We start from the raw sequence: 21,972 nt of genomic DNA on the forward strand, positions 1-21,972 counted from the left end.
AGTAAGTGAATCTAAAGCGAAAGCAGAAAGTGAATCTAAAGCGAAAGCAGAAAGTGAATCTAAAGCGAAGGCAGAAAGTGAGTCTAAAGCGAAGGCAGAAAGTGAAGCTGAAGCGAAGGCAGAAAGTGAAACTGAAGAACAGGCAAAAAGGGACTCTGAAGATGCCAATTCAAAACAGTCAGTTGAGGCTGTTCAGGATGACAGTGATATAAGCGGGCAAGTAATTGGAAACATAAAGAGTAAAATTTATCATACAGCCGATCAACAAAATTATCATATTTCACCTGAAAATCAGGTGGTTTTTGGTAGCGAAGAAGAAGCATTAGCACAGGGCTATCATAAATCTAAGCGTTAAAATATGAATAGAATTGATATTAATATTTATTTTCGTTGCCAGAATTGGCACAACCTATTCAAAATGAAAAACGACATGACTCATTTGAGTCGTGTCGTTTTTTTTTGATTTGGAATAGATTATATACAATAAACACTTTAATTTGGTACACTGAGTATAAGTATTCAAATGGGAGTAGGTAATAATAGTGGCGATTAAAAATAATGATTATAATATTGCAATTAATGAAAATATTATTATGAAAGCTGAAAATTTATACAATCCAAATCGATTAATCATGAATGCAACAAATCTTATTTTAACAAATAAACGTTTGATTATTCATGATAAAGGTATGTTTGGTAAGGGTGATAATTATCGTGAATATGATTTAAAAAAGATTAAAGTATTTAATGATGTTCCGTGTGTACAAATCAATCAAACAAACTATATCTTCCTAGATATTCAGTTTTTAGATTCTGATGAATCAATTGCTATGCCAAATATTAAGATGGCTAAAGCTTGGCGTAATAATATTTTGTCATTAGTTACCGGCGAACTGAATACGTTGGATTATGGGAACACAGGGAATAAAAAAGAAAGTTACTCTACTTCTGACCAAACAAAGGTGTCACAATATGCTTCAAAGAAATGTGAGGCATGTGGTGCCACGTTAAAAGGTAAAGTGGGTACAGTCGTGAAGTGTGATTATTGTGGTGAAGAAACGCTTGTGTAAATTAAATTCGATGAATACTGTAGTGCAAAAATAAAATCGTTATAATATGTGTGTTCAGATTAGGAGGAGCGATTGTGAAAAAAGGAAAATCGGAATTAGAACCAAATGAATGGTTCGTTGAAGAGGCAGATGCAACTGATGATGGGAAATTTTTTGCAGGTATTGTTAATGTGGTACTAACAAGTTCCCATATCATCATAACGCCAAGTTTATCAAGTAAGGCTCGCAAGTATCGTTTAAATACACTAAAAAGGACAAGTATGAATGTAGATCGCTTAGTCCGTTTAAATAGCAATAAAGGCTACCAAATTGCACTAGACTTTCAAAATGGAGAGTCCGAATTATTAAGATTTGGATCTAAGTCGGCAACCTATTTTTGGGCTGAGAACATTTTGAATGTGGCGCTTGGTAATGTAGATGACATTAATTACGAAGGGTCTCGAGCTAACACGACAGGTGATAGTTTAAAGGCTGGTCTTGAAACGCTTCAGAACTCTTTTGGCGGTTTTCGTAGTAAGAAAACACCCGCTCAAGAGCAGCAAAAGATTGTAAAAACCTGTACTGGTTGTGGCGCAAGTGTTTCTGGTAAAGTCGGCGCTGTTGTAAAATGTGAATACTGTGGTACGCCTGTATCATTATAAAGACATATGTTGGTTGTGATAGGTAGCTAGTCGCGTATAATTTGAAAGAGGGTTTTTGAGATGGGATTGATTAAAGCTTTTAGTGGTGCATTATCAGGGAATTTAGCAGATCAGTGGTTAGATATTATTGTACCAAGTGCGTTTGATGAATATAGTGCGGTTGTTCCAGGCGTATTCAAAAATAATGGTAGTCAAAATACTAAAGGGGCACAAGATGTTATTTCATCCGGTTCAAAGATTTTTGTACCGGAAAACGTCGCTGCCTTTATTTTCAGTCAGGACGGCATTGAAGAAGTCATTACTGAAGCGGGCGGTTATGAATATCAAAATGGTCAATCTAGTGTGTTTAATGGGGACGGCATTGAAGATGCTATGGTAGCTGATACTGTTGACCGTTTTAAACATGGTGGACAAACGTCTACAAGCAAGCGTGTTGCCTATGTGAACTTACATGAAATTCGTAATATTAAATTTGGAACACGTGGTCCAGTTCTTTATAATGACTTATACTATGGTGTTGATTTAGAAATTCGCTCATATGGAACTTTTTCAGTGCAGATTAAAAATCCAGAGCAATTTATTCGAAATTTCGTACCAGCTAATACAAATTATTATTCATTTAATATGCAAGAAGTTCGTGAACAACTTGTTTCTGAATTCTTGCAATCATTCGTACAAGCTATGACACAATTATCAGATACATACCGCATTTCTAAAATTGCAGCTCATTCGGATGATATGCATGACGCCATTTTACAAGATTCAAGGCGTGCAGGAACATGGTTGGAACGTTTTGGATTTGAATTGACGGGTGTTGGAATTGCCAATATCGAGTTAACAGATGCTTCCCGCGAATTAATTAAGCAATATTCTACTAATAAAATGAATACTAAGGCCTATGAAGAAGTATCTGACGGTGCAAGTAATCGTGCAGCCCAACAGAAAATTGCTAGTGGGGTTGAAGAAAACGGTTTTGGTGAAGGCGTAAATGGTATGCTTTTCGGTATGAATTATACGCAAGGATTAGGTGCTGATGCCCAACGCACAGGCACTCAACCGCAACAACAACCGCAACAAGCGCAACCACAGCAACAACAACAAGCGCAACCACAGCAACAACAACCAGTTCAACCAGAGCAACAACAACCACAGCCACAACAACAGGCCGCTTCTCCAGAACCTGAAGCTCCAGCAAGTGGCAACGCCATGGAATCTTTTGAAGATCAAGTGAATGCATTGAATCAACTTAAGCAGTTGTTAGACGCGGAGATTTTGACGCAAGAAGAATTTGATATCAAGAAAAAGCAAATTTTGAACCTATAACAATAATTAAGCGCTACTTACGAGTAGTGCTTTTTTTATACCCTAAATGAAAACGATTACAAAAAAGTGTTGCACTTTCAACTGGAAACGCTTACAATAATAAGTGTTAAGAGACGGAACCGGTTCCAAATAAGGTTCCGCAGAGCTAAAGATAAAAGGAGTATGAACGATGGCAAATCCAACTTGGTGGAAAGATGAAGTAATTTACCAAATTTATCCAATGTCTTTTAAGGATTCTAATGGTGATGGAATTGGAGATATTCCAGGAATCATCGAAAAGTTAGACTACTTGCAAGACCTTGGAATTACCATGATCTGGTTATCACCAATGTACAAGTCACCAATGGTTGATAACGGTTATGACATTTCGGATTACCGTGATGTAAATCCAATGTTTGGAACAATGGCTGATCTCGATGAATTTATTCATCAAGCCAAGGAACGTGGCATCAAAGTGATTCTTGATTTGGTCATCAATCATACTTCTGACCAACATACATGGTTCCAACAAGCCTTGGCTGATCCAACTTCAAAGTACCGTGATTACTACATCTTCAAAGAGGGACGTGGTGAAAACGGGGACGAAGCACCAACAAATTGGCGTTCAAATTTCGGTCAAAACTCTTCTTGGACACGCGTACCAAATTCAACGGAATGGTACCACCATGTCTTTGCACCAGAGCAACCGGATTTGAATTGGGAAAACCCAGCTTTACGCGAAGAAATCTATGACATGATTAATTGGTGGCTTGAAAAAGGGATTGCTGGCTTCCGTGTTGATGCCATTACTTTTATTAAAAAGGACCAAGACTTTGCGGATATCGAACCAGATGGAAATGACGGCTTGGGCAAGGTTAAGCGTAAGACTGAAAATCGTCCAGGGATTGAAGTGTTCTTGAAGGAATTGAATGAGAAGACTTTCAAGCCATTTAATGCCGTGACGGTTGGAGAAGCATCAGGTGTACCGTATGAAGAATATGATCAGTTTATTGGGGATGAAGGTTACTTCTCAATGATCTTCGATTTCAAGTATGCGGACATTGATATTTTCTCTGGGTCAGAAATGTATAAGCAACGTGATTGGACGATTGATGAATGGCGTGATCGTATCTTTAAGAGTCAGGAATCAATTCAAAAAGTTGGTTGGAACGCGAACTTCTTAGAGAACCATGATCAGCCTCGTTCAGTTTCTAAATTTATCAAAGACCCAGCTTGGCGCAACCATTACGGTGCAACAGCATTGGGAGCACTTTATTTCTTCTTGCGTGGAACGCCTTTTATCTACCAAGGACAAGAAATTGGGATGCTAAATGCGGAACGTCATGATATTAGTGAATTTAATGATATTTCAACGCATAACAATTACAATCGTGCGTTAGAAGAAAAATGGGCTCCGGAAGACGCTTTGAAGGCAGTTAACCGTCGCTCACGTGACAATGCACGAACACCTATGCAATGGGATGCAACACCAAATGTTGGCTTTACAACTGGTACACCATGGTTGGCGACATCAGGTAATGCGGCTGAATTCAATGTCTTAGATGAAGCTGGTATTGCCACAAGTACATTAGAATTTTATCGTGAAATGATTCAACTTCATTTCCGTTCTGAACTAACAGACACTTTGATTAATGGACGTTTTGAACCAGATTATACGGTACCAGATTCAGTAATCAGTTATTACCGTGTTGATGATAATCATCGCGTACAAATTTTAGTAAACCTTTCAAAGGATGTTCAAAGTATTCCTGAAATGACAGGTGAGATTAAGTTAAACAATTGGGATAACAGTTTAACGGTTGTCGATGCGTTACAACCGTATCAAGCAATAGTAGTGGAGAAGTAGGATGGCTAAAGATTATAAGGATGAAGCACAACAGCTTTTAGATTTAATTGGGGTCGACAATGTTGTTAGCGTGACGCATTGTCAAACACGACTACGTTTTGTATTGAAAGATCGTAGCCAAGTCGATGATAAAAAAGTTGAAGCATTGCCAGATGTTAAGGGTGTGTTCGATGGTTCAGGTCAATACCAAGTGATTATCGGAACCGGAACCGTTAACAAGGTTTATGAATCAATTGAAAATTTGAATGTGGTTAATGCCATTTATGGTAAAGACGAAAATGATGCAGCTGCGGCTGAACCAGCTGAAAATCAAGGTTGGGTCAAGCGCTTGATGGCAATGCTTTCAGGAATTTTCGTGCCAATCGTGCCGGTTATTGCGGCAACAGGTCTGTTCTTGGGATTGAAGAGTATGTTGTTCAATCCGAATGTATTGGCTTTGATTGGGGCGCAACCTTCTGATATTCCGCAGGCTTTCCAACAAGTGACATCAGTTTTGACTGATACAGTGTTCGCCTTTTTGCCAGCACTGATTGTTTGGTCAACTTTCCGTTACTTTAAGGGAACGCCGATTATTGGTATGGTAATTGGGTTAATGTTGGTTTCACCAATCTTGCCGAATGCTTATGCCGTGGCCGATGGGTCAGCTAAGGCGTTGAAGTTGTTCGGAACGATTCCTGTTGTTGGAGCGCAAGGTTCAGTTTTGACAGCGATGGTTGCTGGTATCTTGGGTGCTAAGCTTGAATTGTTCTTCCGAAAGCATATGCCAGACGTGATTGAACAAATCTTTACGCCGTTCTTTACGATGTTGGTAACCTTTACAATCATGATTCTAGGTGTGGGACCAGTTATGCACACCATCGAATTGGGCATGGTTTCAGGTGTTGAAGCGATTATTCATATCCCATTCGGTATTGGTGGTTTCATCATTGGAGCCATTTACCCATTAATGGTTTTGCTTGGTATTCACCATACGATGATCATGGTCGAAACTTCATTGCTAGCTAATACAGGTTTCAATCCATTGATTACTTTGGAAGCCATGTACGGATTTGCCAACTTGGGTGTTGCTTTGGCCTTGATGTTGCGTGCCCGTAATGCAAATGCGAAGGCAACATCTACTGGTGCCTTTATGTCACAAATCTTCGGTGTTAGTGAACCAACCCTATTCGGTGTGTTAATTCGCTATAATTTGAAGCCTTTGTTTGTAACGGTCTTTACATCTGGATTAGGAGCTGCGGTCTTAAGTATTTTCCATGTTCAAGCGAATACTTATGGATTAGCCGTATTGCCTTCATACCTCATGTATATCTATAACGGACGTATGTTATTAGTTTACTTCATCGTTTCAGTTGCCTCAGTTGCTTTGGCCTTCGTGCTTACAAACATGTTTGCGATGCCTAAGGAAGTCTTGGCAGTTGATGATGAAGTAGAAGCTGCACCACAAAATATTCTTGTTCAAACAGATGTTAAGGACAATGCCATCTATGCCCCAGTTGCCGGAGACATTGTTCCATTAGATGAAGTGCCAGATCCTGTCTTTAGTTCAGGAATCATGGGTAAGGGATTAGGTATCAATCCTAATCAATCAGGAAAGATTAATATTGTTGCGCCACAGTCAGGTACAATTTCATTAGTTGCGGATACAGGCCATGCGTATGGTTTGGTGACTGATGACGGTACTGAAATTTTGATTCACATTGGAATTGATACGGTTAACATGAAGGGGCAAGGCTTTGAAACAAAGGTTAAGGCTGATGAAACCGTGCAAGCTGGTTCAGTATTGGGAACAGTTGATGTTGATGCAGTTAAGGCTGCTGATCTAAACCCAGACGTAATGGTTTTGATTACAAACTCAGATGAATTTGATGAAATTGAAATTGGTGAAGCAAGTCCTGTTGCTGCGAGTGATGTAATTATGACCTTGCAACGAACAATCTTTGAAGCTGACGAAAGTGCAGCATCAATTTAAATCTCTATGAAAAACACCTAATTAATTTAGGTGTTTTTTTGTATAAAGTATTCGGTTTAACCGGTTTTGAAAATATTTTAAATAAGTTATACTTAACAAAAGCGCAGAAATGTTTAATAAAAAAGGAGTGAAAATGGTTCAAGAATATCAAAAATATACAATGTTAGACGAATTTGACATACCTGTGTATGTGACTCAAGAATTAACGATAGATGCTCAAACTAAGCTTGCTTATGTAGATAAGAGAAATGCCTGGAATGGACTCATTAGAAAAAAAGGCAATAGAACTGAATTAGATTTAGACTATCAACCTAATAATGGCGATGTAATGATATCGGATGAATATCCATCATTTGGTGTAAATGGAGTTGATTCTTCAGATGATGGAGTATGGTATGCTCAAAATTGGGATGGTAATCTTTTATTTATATTAACAAAATTCCATCGAATTAGTATGTCTGAAGCAATGAGAGCAGGGTATGTAACTAATGCACGTACTAAATGGAAAATTAGTGAATTTGAACTCAGGGATACTTTTATAAATTCAGATGATTTAACTATAAAAGAGGTTGAATTGAATTTTGATTATCTGTATCAATTTTTTGATTTTCGAGCTGATGAGAAAGAACAGACAATCGAAATTGGAACATTTAATATCAAAGGGGAGCGTTTCTCTATTGATATTAAAAAAAGTATTAGTACACATATTGAGCTAGATGAATCAACTGACATTTACAAAGCCGTTGTTCATATTGAATTTGATAAAAGCCAATCTCAAAAATTTGTAAGAGATATATGTTCTATCGTTAAAGAGTTATTTGAAATCCTTATGGATAGACATATTAGATTACGTAAAATTGATATCTTAAATGATGGTGATAAAGAATGGCGAAATGCTTTTATATATCAAGATATGGTCTTGGATAAGAAAATTAATAAGGTGAATCCCTTTATAAATCACCCTCTGAAATATTCGAATATACATCACAGTATTTTTAATATCTTTAATATTTATTTTAACGACACGAAGCTACGAGCTTTTACCAAGGCATATTTAGCGACAATTAGTAGTAGGATGCCTGTTAGAGCACGTCTTATTACGTTAACTTCAGGAGTGGATACTTATTTTATTGGTGAAAAACGTCAAGAAAGTAATACAACGGTTAGCAGTTTAAAGGATAAATTAAGTTTGTTACCGCTTGCTGATGCAGATGCTGAAGGAATTAAAAATTCAAGAAATTTTTTGATTCATGGAGTACAGCCTAAAAAATTTATTGGAGAAGAAGGTTTGCCTGATCAATTGCAAAAGCTTGGAGTTGCTTATTACAACCGAATAGTAGAAGATTTGAAAAAATAAAATGATGAATAAAAAAACACCTAATTAATTTAGGTGTTTTTTGTATATTCGCGTCTTTATTGATAAGTAAAATTAATAAACATAAACGCTGGACGTGTACACGTTGCACGGGTATAATAAAGGAACAGGTGCGAGATGATTATTCACTTTAACGATGCCGAGACAGAAAAAATTTATCATCAAGAAGTTTCACGAAAATATCCCCGAGCTGTTCAAATGCAAGCATTGCGTCGAATGATGCTGATGGACGCGGCATTAGATATGCACGATTTACGGACACCACCAGGTAATCATTTTGAGAAATTAACCGGTGATTTAACTGGGAAATTTAGTATTCGCATCAATCGCCAATATCGTTTAGTGTTTACAATTCATAAAACAAATCATTTCTATAACGTTGAAATAATGGACTATCATTAATCTGACAAACAAGGGAGTATCGATGAACACATTACCAACACCCAAGATGAGTGAAATTTTAAAAGAAGAGTTCCTGAATCCACTAGGTATCAGTGGTTATCGTTTGGCGCAAGCCATCGGTGTACCTTATTCACGCATGCAGGCGATTTTGAATGATCAGCGTAAGGTTACGGCTGACACGTCAATCCGTCTCGGGCGTTACTTATCTGTGTCTGATGATTATTTTTTAAAGTTACAAACAGACATCGATGTCCGCAACGCAGAGTTAGAAAATCGCGATAATTATAATGATATTACAAGTCATCAGCAGCAAAGTGTTAACTAGAAAAAAGACGTCACCCTGACATAAGGTGACGTCTTTTTGTCTATGAAGATTTAGTTGAGGCGCGCTCGATAAGCTCACCATCAAGTACAATCCGCTGAGGTTCTTTATAGCTGTCATCACAGACTTGATTGAAGAGACGGTACAATTGTTGACCAGCATGAAAGAAATCATACTCAAAGCTAGTTAGATTTGGGGTCACGGTGGTACTAATGTCGGATTTACCGAAACCGATGTATTTAGCCTGTTGACCGCTTTCAAGACCAGCTTGGAGGGCACCGACAACAATACGATCAGTTGCACCGATAATTAAATCAAAGCTTTGGTCAGTCATTGCGGCTTGCGCGAGTGCCTTTGATTGGGTAATGCTGAAATCCGTTTCCAATGTGGTGACATCGATATCGGATAGGGCGTTTTTAATGCCTTCAGTTCGGTCATGCCCGATGGCCCAGTCGTGCTCAGCGGGGATGGTTAACAAAAGGACGCGTTTGGGATTTAAACTGCGAGCATAGGCACCAACAGCTTCGCCGGCAGCCAAATCGTTCATCAAGACGCGATTAAAGGCTGACTCATCTTGTCCTTGAACGACAATCGGCATATCACTTTCAAGCAGTGTGTTGCGGATTTCGTCAGTCATGTTGGCAGTCAGGATAATCAAACCGCGGACATTTTGAGTACGCATTTTTTCAATTTCAGCTAATTCACGATTAGAATCTTGATACGTGTTCACAATTAGGAAAGTGTCATCGGTATTTTCAGAATCAAGCCCACGCAGCATTTCGACCTGCGCTGCTGAATCCAAACGTGGCACAATCACGCCCACCGTATGATTACGCTTGCTCTTAAGGCTTTGCGCAAATGTATTCGGTTGGTAATTGTATGTCGCAACGAGTTCATCAATTTTCTCTCGTGTGGTCTTACTTACAGATCCGCCATTTAAATAGCGTGATACTGTACTTTTAGATACATTTGCTTTTTTAGCGATGTCGCTAATCGTTATTTTCTTTTCCATATTCATATACTAGCACATCCCTAATAATTTAGACAAAAAGGATTGCATTAATCTCTGTAAGCGGTTACAATATAATTGAAAGATATGGAACCGGTTCCGTATCAAAGGAAATTGTTGATCTATAAGGAGTAGAGCGATGAATCATAAGGAAGTTGCCCAACGCATTGCTGATGCGGTACAAGCAGATAACATTGTTGCAGCCGCGCACTGTGCGACTCGGTTGCGTTTAGTCATTAAAGATGTTGATTTAATTGACCAAGATGCTTTAGATAATGATCCTGATTTGAAGGGAACCTTCAATACGGACGGCCAATATCAAATTATTGTTGGACCTGGGGATGTGAATAAGGTCTATGATGAATTTGTGAATATTACCGGTGCTAAGCAAGCATCAACTGATGACTTAAAGGCCATTGCAGCTGAAAGTGGTCATCAAAATCCATTGATGTCACTAGTTAAAGTGCTATCAGATATCTTCGTGCCATTGATTCCAGCTATGGTTGCTGGTGGTTTGTTGATGGCTTTGAACAATATTTTGACGCAACCAAAGTTGTTCGGCCCACAAGCCTTAGTTGAAATGTACCCACAAATTCAGGGTATGGCGGAAATGATTAACTTGATGGCCTCAGCGCCATTTGCATTCTTGCCAATCTTGATTGGGTTTACAGCCACTCGTCGTTTCGGTGGTAACGAAATCTTAGGTGCTGCTGCCGGTATGATGCTGGTTATGCCACAATTGATTAATGGTTATGACGTTGCGAATGTGATGGCCAGCGGTAAGATGCCAATGTGGGATGTCTTTGGTCTTCACGTTGCGCAAGCCGGTTATCAAGGTCAAGTGCTTCCCGTGATTGGGGTTGCCTTCATCTTGGCTACTCTGGAAAAGTTCTTCCACAAGCACTTAAAGGGCGCAATCGACTTTACCTTTACGCCAATGTTGTCATTGATTTTAACTGGATTCATCACATTTATCGTGGTTGGACCAGTCCTACGTATCGTTTCTAACGGATTTACGGATGGTTTGACTTGGTTGGTTGCCACAACTGGCTTCGTTGGTTATGCCATCTTCGGATTCTTCTATTCACCAATCGTTATCACTGGTTTGCATCAAAGCTTCCCAGCGATTGAAACACAATTGCTATCAGATATTGCTAAGACGGGTGGAGACTTTATCTTCCCAATCGCCTCAGTTGCCAACATGGCACAAGCTGGTTCAGCCTTCGCCGTTTACTTCCTAAGTAAGGGAAATGAAAAGATGCGTGCGCTTTCTTCATCAGCTGGAACATCAGCGCTACTAGGAATTACTGAGCCGGCGATGTTCGGGGTTAACTTGAAGTATCGTTTCCCATTCTTTATTGCCTTAGGCGCTGCCGGAGTTGGTGGCTTAATCATGGGTCTCTTCCATGTTTTGTCATTGTCACTTGGCCCTGCCGGAGTTATCGGATTCGTTGCGATTCCTGTTGATAAGTGGACTGCCTTCTTTATCTCAATTGGTGTTGCCTTTGTGATTGCTTTGGTTGTTACTTATGCATACGGTCTAAAGAAGATGCCAGCTGCTGCTGGTGCAACAAAGTCACATGCGGATGCAAAGCCTGCCAAGTTTGTTGCTCCTAAGGAACATGCGGATGGCCCATCTGTTGACGCACCAGTTGCTGGAAAGGTGATTGACCTTTCAACTGTAAATGACCCTGTTTTCTCAAGCGGTATGATGGGAAATGGTGTTGCCATTGAACCAACCGATGGTGCAATTATTGCCCCTGCCGATGCAGAAATTACTGTTGCTTATGCCACAAAGCATGCTTACGGCTTAACAACAACAGACGGAATCGAATTGTTGATTCACGTTGGAATTGATACTGTTAACCTTGAAGGTAAGGGATTCGAAAGTTTTGTCGAGCAAGGACAAAAGATTAAAAAGGGTGAAAAGTTGGGGACATTTGATGCCTCAATCATCGCTGACGCTGGTTACCCCACCACAACGATGGTGTTGGTCACAAACAGTGCTAATTTTGAAGAAGTTGCAAACGATGTTGCTTATGGTCAAAACGTCTCAACTGACGAGAAGTTGTTAACGGCTGTACCAAAGGCAACAGAAGCCTAATAATAAAGGAATAACACCATGCCATTAGTTACGAATGACGCAGAACAACAACGCTATGAAAATTATCATCTTTATCCAACAGAGGGTTTGTTAAACGACCCAAATGGATTGGTATACTTCAAAGGGAAGTATCATGTGTTCTATCAATTGAATCCAAAGGCTTGTGATCACAAGTATAAGGAATGGGGACATTTCGTTTCGGATGATTTGAAGACATGGGAGCGCCTAGAAACGGCTTTGGAACCATCATTAGCTGATGATGCGGCTGGTATTTATTCTGGAGCGGCATATGTGAAGGACGACAAATTGTATGTTTTCTATACAGGAAATGTGCGTGATGCCGAAGGCCACAGCGTTGCTTCAGCACAAATGTGGGCGGTCAGTGAAGACGGTGTTCACTTTGAAAAGTTGGGAACCATGTTCCCACACCCTGAGGGATACACGAAAGACGTACGTGATCCGATGGTTTGGCAAGGTGAAAATGGGCATTACTTCATGGTGTTAGGCGCACGACCTGATAACAATATTGGTGATATCATCGTGTATGAATCAACTGATTTTGAGAACTGGGAATTGCGCGGTTCAATGATTGAAGGCGAATTAGCAGATGTTCGTGGCTATATGCTTGAATGTCCTGGCTTTATCGAAGTTGATGGTAAGCAAATCTTGATGTTCTCACCGCAAGGATTGGAACCAGACCACGCTAATCATCGGTATGAGAACATTCATAACACTGGCTATGTAATTGGCCACTTTGATGAAGAAACAGCGCATTTCACGCCTGAGAGCGAATTCAAAGAAGTCGATGATGGCTTTGAATTTTACGCACCACAAACGATGATTGCTCCTGATGGTCGTCGCATTATGTGGGGTTGGGCTGGGATGATGACGCCTGAACGTGAAGCATCAACACCAACAATTGCAGATGCTGGTTGGGTTCACGTTTTGACTGTGCCCCGTGAATTGCATGTCGTTGATAATGTGATGACGCAAAAGCCAATCGATGAAATTTTGGATGTCACTGAACTAGAGGCGCATAACCTACAAAGTACAACAGCAGTTGGACAATATCACTTCAATATAACAGACGACTGGTCACTTGTGTTTGGGGATGATTTACGCCTTGAACGTCGTGGAGACGAACTTTCAATGATTCGTAATCAATGGGAGTCTGGCGAATATGAAATCCGTCAGGTGAATGGGGATGTTGATGATATGCTACTAATCGTCGATGTTGATATTGTTGAAGTCTATACTGACCAAGGTCGTAAGGTCATGACCGCGCGTTACTTTTAATTGAATTTATCTGAGAACCAATCTAGTTATCACACTAGGTTGGTTCTCTTTGTATTGTGAGTATAGTAAAATTAATTATGAGAACGCTTTATATAGAGATGCATTATGAAAAAAATCATAATCTTTATATGAGTGGGTAAATCATTGCAGAATGGTGGGCGGGATGAATAAATTAAATATTAAAACGATAAAAAATAGTATTAGTGAATTAACTGCCTTTGCAGATAAAATCTCTACACTAGATGAAACAGAACAATATCCCACAAAATATCCTTCAGTGTATATTGCTGATGCAGAGAAACGAAATGGGGAGCATGTGGCTTATGTTGGGGAATCATATAATGTTGTGCAACGCACAAATCAACATTTAGCTGAAAAAAGAAACGAGGATGCTTTACAGAAATTAAACCGTCTCGATAAAAATGGTTTAGCTAATCTACACCTTATTGGACATAGTCACTTTAATAAAAGTGCAACCCTGTTGATTGAACAGATGTTAATGAATTATATAATTGGGGATCCTAAGTTTGGTCACGTAAGAAGAGATGAAGCCCAACGAGAAAATGATTTTGAATCTGCTGGAATTCTAAATAAGCGAGATGACGCACAGTCAGATTTTTATATGCGAGATGAATATGAAAATAAAATTTTTCCTGCAATTTGGGACCAATTAGCAAAAAAGAATATTGTGTCGAAAATGTCTGTAGTTGAAAATTCAGCCTTATTTGCTAACTCACCGTTTAAACAATTGTCAAAAGAACAATTAGATGCCAAACATCAGATTGAAGACAGCATTCAAACATAGAAGACAGCATTCAAACATATATGAATTCTGACAGTGATGAAACGAAAATTATAAAAATTGAAGGTCTAGCCGGGACAGGTAAGACAGTATTAATGTCAGCGCTATTTAAAGACATATATGATTTTAAAGATGCTGATGATGAAAAAAAGGATAGTATGTCCGTCGCATTATTAGTTCGTCATGAACAACAGCTAAAAGTCTATGAACAGCTAGCAAAGAAATTAAATATGATTGATACAGTTTTTGAAGTACCAAACTTTATTGCTAAAGGAGTTAAGAAAGACATTCTTTTAGTCGATGAAGCCCATCTATTATGGACAGGGAACTATGGACGTGTGAATTCTAATAACTGGAAGCCCGATTTAACAGCCCTTAAGGACTTAGCAAAAGTAATCGTTTTAATTTATGATCCAATGCAAGAAATTTCAGGTAAGTCATATTTGACACCTGAGTTAAAGCGAGACTTGGATGAGGCAGAATGTTTTAAATTAACAAATCAATGGAGAATTAATGCATCTGAAGACGTCAAGAATTACATTCAAAATATCATTGATTTTAAGAAAAATTCCTTGATTTCTATTCCAAAATCTCAAGAGGAACAGACTTATCAATTACAATTTTTTGATTCAGCAACAGAAATGTATTCAGAAATTCTAAAAAAAGACCAACAGTTTGGATTATCTCGTGTCGTAGCAACATTTGATTGGAATTTTACTTCGTCAAAAAAGCCGGGCGACGGAGATGGCATTTGGTATGTTAGTGCCGGTGATTTAACGCTACCTTGGAACTTACAGCTTCCAGAAGTAAAAAAAGGGCAGAAGAAAAGAATTCCTTGGCAAGCTATTCCAGAATCAATTAACGAAGTTAGTTCAAATTATACAATTCAAGGATCCGACTTAAACTATGTGGGTGTTATTTTAGGGCCGTCTGTAGAGTGGGACAAAAAGAACAATTGTTTGAAAATCGACCCTAAAAAATCATTTGCGAGTGATGCAACTAATGTTTATAAAACAGTCAAGAATGTAGATGGTTTAACTTTTGAAGAAGAACATGCATATAAGGTATCGAATCTTCAAAATATACTTAATGTGTTATTAACTCGTGGTGTGCATGGATTATATATCTATGCTGAAAATGATGAACTGCGCGAGAAGTTGATTCAGTTGAATAGCAAATAAAATTAGAGAAAGAAGAAACTTATGGCAATTCAGACAAAAGATTTAAATTTAAAAGAGTATTTAAGAGCCCTCTCAGCTGAAATTCCGGATTATCAACGAGGTTATGCTTGGGAAAATGAACAAATTAGTCAATTTTTGGAAGACTTAGTGGAAGAGTATATTGCTAACTCAGATAAAAGTGAAAAAAGCTATTTTTTTGGAACAATTGTAGTTGCAAAAGAGGGAAACTCAAAGGCGCAAGTTATTGATGGACAACAGCGTCTAACGACAATAACAATTTTTCTAGCAGCGATGCGTAATTATTTGAATTCAATTTCAGAGACTGCTGGAGATTCAGCTAATGAATTGTGTGAAGAAATTAATCATGATTATATAGGCAGAGAAACATCGAGAAATGGTTCAACTTATAAGTTACGACAGCGTGGGGAAATTGAGACATATTTTAGAGAAGAAATTCAAAAGCCAAAAAATGTTTTTGAAACCTTACAGTTAACACGTAAGGAAGGACGAAAGCCACCACGCAATGCAATTGCACAAGCCTACAACGTGATTGTTAACTGGTTAGAAAATGATTTGGCTAGTAAACAAAGTAATGATGTTGAAGTATACCCAAATGATGGTGCAAAAGCAGAACGAATTGTGCACTTAGTAGATACGTTGCTTAATAATTTTTTTATTGTTGAAATCGAATCGAATGATGTCACTACTGGATATCAAATTTTCCAAAATTTGAATGGTACAGGGAAAAACTTAAATGCAGGGGATTTGATAAAAACAGATTTCTTTGGAAAAGTTACACGTGAAGAAACTAAGGAAATTGCAAATAAATGGGATGAAATTCAATCAATTACTGGTAATGATGATAGTACTGAAATAATTAGATACTACTGGAATGCGGTGAATTCAAAGTTTGCCACTAAACGATCATTGTATCCGCGTGTAAGTAAAGAAATAAAGACTTCTCAGGAAATTTTCAATTTTTTGGATGATCTTCTTAAGGTTGTACCTTCGTATATGGCTGCGCTGGGTGCAGATAGTGATGTATTAGATTATCGGGATACACAAGTACAGTTAGCGCTTAAGGATTTAAGGTCATTAAAATTGAAATCTTATTTGCCAATTTTATTTGCATTGGAGTTAAATGATGCAACCGATGATCAAGTAGCTGATGTGTTGAATAGCATTTGTTCGTTAATGTTTAGAAATGTAGTCATAGCAAATGAAGTTGCAAATAAATTTGAGAAGTTATTTGCACAAGGAGCAGTGCAAATTAATGACGATCAATCTATCGAGATGTTAATAGATGAATTAAATACACGAAAAATTTCAGATGAGTTATTTAAAGATGCTTTGTTAAAATATAATGCAGAAGGTAGTCTAGATATTGCGCGATTCATTTTAAGAAAATTTGAACATCTCGATGATTCGACTAAAACATTAAACGGTAATCAAGAAGTGCACGTTGAGCACATTATGCCACAGAATCCTGAGGATATTACCAGCTGGGGATTTGAGAATATTGATGATAACAGTTTTAGAGAACATTTGTGGGCATTAGGTAATTTAGTATTGCTTGATTCAAAGAAAAATACAAAAATTAAAAATCATAGTTTTGAATCAAAAAAGGCAGAGTATGCAAACTCTGGATTACGACAAGTACATGAGTTAATAGAACAGGATACGTGGAATGCACAAACAATTGAAAAACGAACAGAAAAAATTGCAGAACGTTCAGTAGAGACTTGGTGATTTGACTAAAAAAATGTATACTGGGCGTGTATTGTTACATGGTACCGAATGGAGGCAAGTATATGATTAACGAAAATCTAGCAACAACAGAACATTTGAACAATGGCGTTGAAATGCCAAAGTTAGGATTGGGTGTTTGGAAGACAAGTAATGCAAATGCGAAAGAGTCAGTTAGTGCTGCGATTCAACAAGGGTATCGTTTAATTGACACTGCTAAGCAATACGGAAACGAAACAGGTGTTGGTGAAGGAATTCGTGAAGGTCTTGAAAAGACTGGATTGAATCGTAAAGATTTGTTTGTGACGACGAAGGTATTTAATGGAGACCAAGGTTATCAAAGTACTTTGGATTCAATTGATGGCATTTTAGAGCGTCTACAATTAACATATATTGATCTACTATTGGTACACTGGCCAGTTGATGGTAAGTATATTGATACTTGGAAGGCAATGGAAAAGTTGTATCATGCCGGTAAGGTACGTGCAATTGGAATTTCTAATTTTGATGTGGAACGTATGCAAGACTTGTTAGATCATGCAGATGTGACACCTGTTATTAATCAAATGGAATTTAACCCATTGCAACAGCAAAAGGATGTTTTGGCATTCTGTCAGCATGCTGGGATTCAACTTGAAGCATGGTCACCCCTTGGTGGTGGGGATGCATTAAATAATCCAACGATTCAAGAAATTGCAGATGCGCATGGTAAGTCTACGGCGCAAGTGATTATTCGCTGGGACTTGCAACGCGGAATTATAACAATTCCGAAGTCAGCACATATTGAACGCATTGAACAAAACGCAGATGTCTTTGATTTTGAATTGACTGATGCAGAAGTTGAAGCAATCAATAATTTGGATGAAGCAAAGCCAAGCTTGTGGTATGAAGATTTTGCTTGGCATAATGAAGATGGTCATGGATTTAAAGACAATGTAGATACATGGGATGACTCACCCGTCAATTTTGATAAGTAATTAATCAATTATAAAAGGACACCTACAATTCTGTAGGTGTCCTTTTTGAATGCTAAAAATGATATAGTAAGAGTATAGAAATTATTAATTCAATACATAATAAGTTGGAGATAAGTAGATGGCAAAATACATAGTATTCCAAAATCAAAGTTACAGACAAGAAAGACAAGAATCGATTCTCTGGTCTCCTAAGTTTTCAAAGAATGGATATAAAGTTCATGCGTATGAGTTAATGAAAATATTAATGCCAGGTGATGTAGTTTATCATTATGTAAACCAAAAGTTTGTGGCACGTAGCATGGTTATTGCACCGGCTATGAGTCACAAAAAGCCAGAAGGATTAGATGGTGAACGTGGTTTATGGAATGAGGATGGCTGGCAAGTTAGATTGGATATGCATGAATTTACAGACCCAATCCAACGTAAAGAAATATGGTCTAGTATGAAGCCTTATAGGCCTAATAAATATTCTGCTTTTAAAGATAATGGAAATGGTAATCAAGGATACTTATTCCCTTGTCCGGAAGATTGGGCGCGCATCATTGAAGAGTCATTGGTAGAAGAAAATGATGAAATTGAGAAGCAATTAACGCTTGTTGATGCGGATGAACCGATAGAAACGATTACTGAACGCTATGGAATTTCTGAAGAAAAAAGAGTAGAAATTGCCAAGCGAAAAGAAGAAGTTGGTGAAGCTGCAGAGAAAGCTGTTATGAATTATTTTAGAGAAATATTACCGGAAGAGTATCACACCGAAATTAAGCAAGTTTCTAAGGGATCAGGTAAGAATGCTGGACATGGTGTTGGATATGATATTCAAGCTGTAGAAATAGATGATCAAGGTATAACATCACCAATACTGGTTGAAGTAAAAGGAACTTCGAAAAATAGTTCAACCATGTTTATGACAAGCAAAGAGTTAGAATCGGCGGTGATTTTTAAGGAACAATATAGAATTGCTCGAGTTACAAATGTTGGGCAGGATAATGAAAAAATTCATATCATTTCTGGTTTTGATGGATATGATTCAATTGATGATTTACTTAAAGGTAAATTCCAATCTTACCGAAGTACTGCATATCAGATTAATCTAAAAGATGAAGATGCATAATGAAAAAATTCATACCATACAATGAATTAAAATGTTGACCATCTTAAGTAATCGAAAGCATAACACATGGGTGTTATGCTTTTTTCTATCTATCCCATGGTAAAGGTATACCAAAACACGTATAATGACTCATTGAAATGATTTTATGAATGGAGTTTAGGAAAAATAATGGATCAAAAACAGAGTTCATGGTTATACAAAGCAGCGATGTTGAGTATTTCATTAGTATTAGTTACTGGTGGCTCAATTTCAGCAGCGTTGCCTGAAATGGCCAAGACAATGAGTGGCGTGAGCCCCGCCGGAATTAACTTAATTGCCACAATTCCACAGGGTGCTGTGATTATATTCTTGGTGCTATCAGGGGCCTTTGTTAAGAAAATTGGGATAAAAAAGACCATTTTATTGGGATTGCTGATTATGTCAGTGGCCGGAATTGTCCCAGCATTTACGAATAATTACTGGTTAATTCTTGTATCACGTTTTGTATTCGGAGCCGGAATCGGGCTATACAATGCCTTGGCTGTCACGATTATCAACTTGCGCTTTAGTGGCTCAGAGCAATCAACTTTGCTTGGTTACCGTGTGTCGATGGAATCAATTGGGGCCTCAGTCGCCAGTATGTTAGTTGGTGTGCTATTGCCTTTGGGTTGGCATAGCGTATTCTTTATTTATTTAGCAGCATTACCAATTGCATTCTTCTTCTACCGTTATGTGCCTGAAATTGAGGTTCCAGAGCATGACGAAGCAACCGAAACAGCTACACAAGGTGGACTTGATTGGAAGAATTTGGTGTTATCACTAGTCTTTATGATTTTAGTCATGACGCAAATTACAATTATCTTGCAAATTCCACAAGTCATGTTGGAACGCCAAATTTCTAATGCATCAATTGCCAGCATGGTCGTGGCCTTGTTTACGTTCTCAGGAATGATTGGTGGATTCTTGTTCGGTCGACTCTATACGATGTGGCATCGTTATGCCCTTTCAATCTTTTTGGTTGGAAGCTTCGCCGGATTAATGACGCTCTACAGTGCGCATTCTCTAGTCATCATGGTCCTTGGAACATTCATCGCCGGAGTTTCAGGATCATTGATGTGTACATCAATCTTTAATTTGATGACGAATGTCACTGCGCCAAGTAAACAAGCATTTGCGAATACTGTCATTTTGTTGGGCGCCAACGTGGGTTCATTCGCAGCCCCATTTGGCATCCAGTTCGCGCAATCAATGTTAGGAAGAACTGCCGAAACACCATTACTATTTTTCGGTATGTTAATTATCATGGTAAGTATTATTTTCATCTTTGCATCACGTTTCTATACAGAAGAACAAGCATAATCTAAAGCATATTTCGTTCAGCGAAATATGCTTTTTTTCATACGAAATTAAAATAACCACTTGAAATGATGAACAGTGTATTTTATACTCTAATCAAATAGTTTAGTACTAAACTATTAACCGAATTAATAAAGGAGGTGCACGTTAAACCGATGACAGAAGATGAAACATTGATGTGTTTAGTCCATCAGTTTTTGCGCGTAAATAATAAATTAACTCAAGTCCAAAAGAAGCCACTAACCTTCTCAAATGGGGTTCGAGTCACGGTTAGCTCAATTCATTTATTAGAAGTGATTGCGAATAATAATGCTGCAAATTTGACCCAATTGTCAGAATTGTTAGGGGTAACGAAGGGATCTGTTTCGCAACAGATTCCAAAGTTAGAAGCTGAAAAATTGATTGAGCGTCAGCGACGCGAAGACAATAAACGAGAAGTTTTCTTTACGGTCACTGATTTAGGTTTGGAAACGCTAGGTTATCATGCAAATTTGCATGAACCCTTGTACGATTCAGTCCGTGGTTTTCTAAGTAAATTGTCGGAAGAAAACGTTCATAATGCATCAGAATTATTAAAGGAAATTTCTACTAGTATCGATGAATATTTGCTAGAACTAAGTGATTAATCACAGTTGCAATAAGTCATAATCAAAATGAAATTTTTCATACAAAAAGCGTGAGATGCGAATGGTTAGATTAAAAGTCGCAACACGTCACAAAAATAACGAAGAGTGAGGTAAAACGAACATGGCACAAGAAAAATTTATTGAAGTCCAACATAGTTCAAAAATCTATAATGAGGGCCAAGAAAATGAAGTTCGCGCTAACGACGATATTAGTTTTGACATCTACAAAGGTGAATTGACAATCATCGTTGGGGCTTCTGGAGCCGGAAAGTCAACGTTGCTTAACATTCTAGGTGGGATGGACTTTAACACGCACGGTAAGGTGATTGTGAACGGCAATAATATCTCTGAATATGACGAACGTGGTCGTACAGGTTATCGTCGTAAGGAAATTGGTTTCGTTTTCCAATTCTACAACTTGATCGAGAATTTGACGGCGATGGAAAATGTAGAAATTGCATCACAATTGAGTGATAATCCTTTGGATGCGGTTGAAGCGTTGAAGCAAGTTAGTTTGGACAAGCGTAAGGATAACTTCCCAGCGCAAATGTCTGGTGGAGAGCAACAACGTGTCTCAATTGCACGTGCGATGGCGAAAAATCCAGGTTTGCTCCTTGCGGATGAACCAACCGGTGCTTTGGATTATCATACTGGAAAGCAAGTGCTTCAAGTGTTCCAAGACTATGTGCGTGAAACAGGTAAGAACGCCATTATCGTGACACACAACGGTATGATTAAGCCGATGGCGGACCACGTGATTGAGATTTTTGATGGTAAAGTGAAGTCTGATACACGTAATGACAACCCAACGCCAATTGCAGATTTGGAGTGGTAAAC

20 protein-coding genes are annotated in these 21,972 nt (G+C 38.2%); 19 read left to right on the forward strand and 1 reads right to left on the reverse strand.

What is annotated here, in order from left to right:
• From IV67_RS09390 to IV67_RS08920, 9 genes are all read left to right on the forward strand, one after another.
• Positions 1 to 355: sunset domain-containing protein (locus IV67_RS09390; RefSeq protein ID WP_162261086.1), on the forward strand; the 355-nt coding region annotated here is incomplete at its 5' end.
• Positions 356 to 542: 187 nt separating this feature from the next.
• Entirely contained in the window at positions 543 to 1,070 is a 528-nt protein-coding gene (locus tag IV67_RS08885; RefSeq protein WP_057789074.1) for a PH domain-containing protein, read from the forward strand.
• Positions 1,071 to 1,144: 74 nt separating this feature from the next.
• Positions 1,145 to 1,711: a hypothetical protein gene (locus IV67_RS08890; protein WP_057789075.1), complete on the forward strand. Its 567-nt coding sequence runs from the start codon at positions 1,145 to 1,147 to the stop codon at positions 1,709 to 1,711.
• Positions 1,712 to 1,771: 60 nt separating this feature from the next.
• Positions 1,772 to 3,034 carry an SPFH domain-containing protein gene (locus IV67_RS08895; RefSeq protein ID WP_057789076.1) on the forward strand — a complete coding sequence of 421 codons (1,263 nt, stop codon included), beginning with the start codon at positions 1,772 to 1,774 and terminating at the stop codon, positions 3,032 to 3,034.
• Positions 3,035 to 3,203: 169 nt separating this feature from the next.
• Positions 3,204 to 4,880 (forward strand): alpha-glucosidase, encoded by a 1,677-nt coding sequence (locus IV67_RS08900; protein WP_057789077.1) that lies wholly within the window; start codon positions 3,204 to 3,206, stop codon positions 4,878 to 4,880.
• A 1-nt stretch (position 4,881) separates the two neighbouring features.
• Positions 4,882 to 6,849: a PTS sucrose transporter subunit IIABC gene (locus tag IV67_RS08905; RefSeq protein ID WP_057789078.1), complete on the forward strand. Its 1,968-nt coding sequence runs from the start codon at positions 4,882 to 4,884 to the stop codon at positions 6,847 to 6,849.
• 133 nt (positions 6,850 to 6,982) lie between these two features.
• Positions 6,983 to 8,206 (forward strand): hypothetical protein, encoded by a 1,224-nt coding sequence (locus IV67_RS08910; protein ID WP_057789079.1) that lies wholly within the window; start codon positions 6,983 to 6,985, stop codon positions 8,204 to 8,206.
• 135 nt (positions 8,207 to 8,341) lie between these two features.
• On the forward strand, positions 8,342 to 8,626 hold the full coding sequence (locus tag IV67_RS08915; RefSeq protein WP_057789080.1) for a type II toxin-antitoxin system RelE/ParE family toxin: 285 nt from the start codon (positions 8,342 to 8,344) through the stop codon (positions 8,624 to 8,626).
• Between the two features lie 22 nt (positions 8,627 to 8,648).
• A complete protein-coding gene (locus tag IV67_RS08920) occupies positions 8,649 to 8,951 on the forward strand; it encodes a HigA family addiction module antitoxin (protein WP_057789081.1) in 303 nt (100 codons plus the stop codon).
• Positions 8,952 to 8,991: 40 nt separating this feature from the next.
• Here the strand turns inward: IV67_RS08920 and IV67_RS08925 are convergent, their stop codons facing one another.
• On the reverse strand, positions 8,992 to 9,960 hold the full coding sequence (locus tag IV67_RS08925) for a LacI family DNA-binding transcriptional regulator (protein ID WP_057789130.1): 969 nt from the start codon (positions 9,958 to 9,960) through the stop codon (positions 8,992 to 8,994).
• A gap of 136 nt (positions 9,961 to 10,096) precedes the next feature.
• Between IV67_RS08925 and IV67_RS08930 the strand changes: the two genes are divergently transcribed.
• The 10 genes from IV67_RS08930 to IV67_RS08975 all read left to right on the forward strand — a co-directional run bounded on the left by IV67_RS08930 (position 10,097) and on the right by IV67_RS08975 (position 21,970).
• Positions 10,097 to 12,061: a sucrose-specific PTS transporter subunit IIBC gene (locus IV67_RS08930; protein ID WP_057789082.1), complete on the forward strand. Its 1,965-nt coding sequence runs from the start codon at positions 10,097 to 10,099 to the stop codon at positions 12,059 to 12,061.
• An 18-nt stretch (positions 12,062 to 12,079) separates the two neighbouring features.
• Positions 12,080 to 13,357, forward strand: coding sequence for a glycoside hydrolase family 32 protein (locus IV67_RS08935; protein WP_057789083.1), 1,278 nt, complete (start codon positions 12,080 to 12,082; stop codon positions 13,355 to 13,357).
• A gap of 163 nt (positions 13,358 to 13,520) precedes the next feature.
• Complete coding sequence (locus tag IV67_RS08940) at positions 13,521 to 14,162, forward strand: GIY-YIG nuclease family protein (protein ID WP_057789084.1); 642 nt, start codon at positions 13,521 to 13,523, stop codon at positions 14,160 to 14,162.
• A gap of 20 nt (positions 14,163 to 14,182) precedes the next feature.
• Entirely contained in the window at positions 14,183 to 15,340 is a 1,158-nt protein-coding gene (locus IV67_RS08945; protein ID WP_057789085.1) for a DNA/RNA helicase domain-containing protein, read from the forward strand.
• A gap of 21 nt (positions 15,341 to 15,361) precedes the next feature.
• Complete coding sequence (locus IV67_RS08950; RefSeq protein WP_057789086.1) at positions 15,362 to 17,089, forward strand: DUF262 domain-containing protein; 1,728 nt, start codon at positions 15,362 to 15,364, stop codon at positions 17,087 to 17,089.
• Between the two features lie 62 nt (positions 17,090 to 17,151).
• Positions 17,152 to 18,063: an aldo/keto reductase gene (locus IV67_RS08955; protein ID WP_057789087.1), complete on the forward strand. Its 912-nt coding sequence runs from the start codon at positions 17,152 to 17,154 to the stop codon at positions 18,061 to 18,063.
• Between the two features lie 118 nt (positions 18,064 to 18,181).
• Positions 18,182 to 19,174 (forward strand): protein NO VEIN domain-containing protein, encoded by a 993-nt coding sequence (locus tag IV67_RS08960; RefSeq protein ID WP_057789088.1) that lies wholly within the window; start codon positions 18,182 to 18,184, stop codon positions 19,172 to 19,174.
• A gap of 168 nt (positions 19,175 to 19,342) precedes the next feature.
• A complete protein-coding gene (locus IV67_RS08965) occupies positions 19,343 to 20,512 on the forward strand; it encodes an MFS transporter (RefSeq protein WP_057789089.1) in 1,170 nt (389 codons plus the stop codon).
• A gap of 152 nt (positions 20,513 to 20,664) precedes the next feature.
• Positions 20,665 to 21,135: a MarR family winged helix-turn-helix transcriptional regulator gene (locus IV67_RS08970; RefSeq protein ID WP_057789090.1), complete on the forward strand. Its 471-nt coding sequence runs from the start codon at positions 20,665 to 20,667 to the stop codon at positions 21,133 to 21,135.
• Positions 21,136 to 21,256: 121 nt separating this feature from the next.
• Positions 21,257 to 21,970, forward strand: coding sequence for an ABC transporter ATP-binding protein (locus tag IV67_RS08975; RefSeq protein ID WP_057789091.1), 714 nt, complete (start codon positions 21,257 to 21,259; stop codon positions 21,968 to 21,970).
• The last annotated feature ends 2 nt before the right edge of the window (positions 21,971 to 21,972 follow it).

The sequence above is a fragment of the Weissella minor genome, assembly GCF_001437425.1.
GTDB lineage: Bacteria > Bacillota > Bacilli > Lactobacillales > Lactobacillaceae > Weissella > Weissella minor.